Source organism: Thiolapillus sp. (genome assembly GCF_048562965.1).
Classification (GTDB): domain Bacteria; phylum Pseudomonadota; class Gammaproteobacteria; order Chromatiales; family Chromatiaceae; genus Thiolapillus; species Thiolapillus brandeum_A.
This window is the reverse complement of the sequence record NZ_JBHNMF010000674.1, coordinates 1-1648: the sequence shown is the minus strand read 5'-3', so window position 1 is coordinate 1648 and position 1648 is coordinate 1. Positions and strand designations below refer to the sequence as shown.

At 57.2% G+C, this 1648-nt stretch carries 3 protein-coding genes; 2 read left to right on the top strand and 1 reads right to left on the bottom strand.

The window, feature by feature from the left end:
- The first annotated feature begins 179 nt into the window (after positions 1–179).
- Positions 180–731: a pyridoxamine 5'-phosphate oxidase family protein gene (locus ACOCD2_RS19050; RefSeq protein ID WP_293650613.1), complete on the top strand. Its 552-nt coding sequence runs from the start codon at positions 180–182 to the stop codon at positions 729–731.
- Between the two features lie 229 nt (positions 732–960).
- On the opposite strand, the gene ACOCD2_RS19045 is transcribed toward ACOCD2_RS19050, so the two are convergent.
- A complete protein-coding gene (locus ACOCD2_RS19045) occupies positions 961–1200 on the bottom strand; it encodes a transposase (protein ID WP_293672653.1) in 240 nt (79 codons plus the stop codon).
- Between the two features lie 16 nt (positions 1201–1216).
- Here ACOCD2_RS19045 and ACOCD2_RS19040 point away from each other — a divergent pair.
- Positions 1217–1648 (top strand): hypothetical protein (locus ACOCD2_RS19040; protein WP_419625909.1); only part of this gene is annotated, 432 nt, incomplete at its 3' end.

Below are 1648 nucleotides of genomic sequence, written 5' to 3'. Positions count from 1 at the left end.
TTGTTGCGTAGTGCTTGGTGACCAGGACGGCTGGGGCACCAATAGGTTGTCAAAGGCCGAGTCGATTTTGGGGACTGGGATGTCCCAAAATCTATCACGAGGCCGAAGACACACTTGGTCATGCAATTCAAGCTGCACCGGATCACCACCTTTCTTGCGAGAATTTCCCACAGCACCCCATGGCTCATCAATATCCCGACATACCGGATCACCTCAAGGCCTTCATTGGCAGGCAGAAAATCTTTTTCGTCGGCACCGCCGCAGAAACAGGCCGGGTGAATATCTCACCCAAGGGCATGGATTCATTACGCGTGCTCGGCGACAACCGGGTCATCTGGCTGAACGTCACCGGCAGCGGCAACGAAACCTCCGCCCATGTGCAGAACAATCAGCGCATGACGCTGATGTTTGCCGCCTTCGAGGGAAACCCCATGATCCTGCGCCTGTACGGCACCGCCCGTGTGGTGCATAAAAATGATTCGGACTGGAACGAGCTCTATGCCTGGTTCCACCCCATGCCAGGCGCAAGACAGATTTTTGACCTGGACGTGGATCTTGTGCAGACATCCTGTGGCATGGGTGTACCGCTGTTCGACTACCGGGAAGAACGGAATCAGTTGGGCCCCTGGGCCGAAAACAAGGGAGCGGACGGCATTGAGGAGTACTGGCGGGAAAAGAACCAGACCAGCCTCGACGGCCTGCCTACCCATATCATAGACAGGAACACCTAGCCCGCATCGCTCACCGATCCTCTGATTCCAGCGTTTTTAAGCGCCGGGACGTGGCCAAGATAGCCCGATAGCCCATTTCTCGTGCCAAGGTACTCGCCAAGAGAAGAGATTCTCGTGTTTTTCGCTCTCTCAGGGGCTCTGGAGGATGTTTTTTTGACAGAACAGACGCACCAGTCCCTCAGCACCCAGGACTGATTCTTTGAGTCGATGTTGTTGGGGACGGAAGAACCTATCCAGGCGGCGACCAAGCAGGATGCTGCTTGAGATTGGCCAGGATCTGAGCGATGTCGCTGGCGTAGGGGGATGCTTCCGAGAAGGACAGCCAGACTTTGCGTACCGTCAGGCGCAGGCGGGCGCCGATTTTCAGCAGCTTCAGACGGATCGTCGTGCTCTGGGCCTTGGCAAACGCCGTACCGGTCAGGCCCTGCCGACGCAGGCCGTGCAGCAGGACATAGGCAAAGGAAGACAAGCGTGTCTTCGGCCTCGTGAAAGATTTTGGGACATCCCAGTCCCCAAAATCGACTCGGCCTTTGACAACCTATTTGTGCCCCAGCCGTCCTGGTCACCAAGCACTACGCAACAACTTCGCAAGCTCGTTGCTGCTCCGTACTTGGCTCCCATATGACTGGACGCCGCGTTCGGAGGCCTACTTTGTTTTCCCTCTGGCGCAAGGCACGCCGGGAAAACAGTGCGGCCTCGCGGCTACTGGGGTCTACCAGCCTTCGCTTCGCTCTCCATGGCTGGCAGCGGAAGTACAGCCGCAGTTGGTTCGCCCGCAGGGTGGCACTGCTGGTGCGATCGGCGAACAGCCCCAGTTGCTGCTCCTTGATCCGGTTCTCCATTTCGTAAGCGCCCCAGAATCGACACCTTTTTTCAGAACACCATCAGCCACAGACTTTCTCCTGTCCCACCACAAC

Bases quoted from the DNA above. Each gene is read 5' to 3' on its own strand.
- ACOCD2_RS19050 (WP_293650613.1), top strand. From the start codon at position 180: ATGGCTCATCAATATCCCGACATACCGGATCACCTCAAGGCCTTCATT.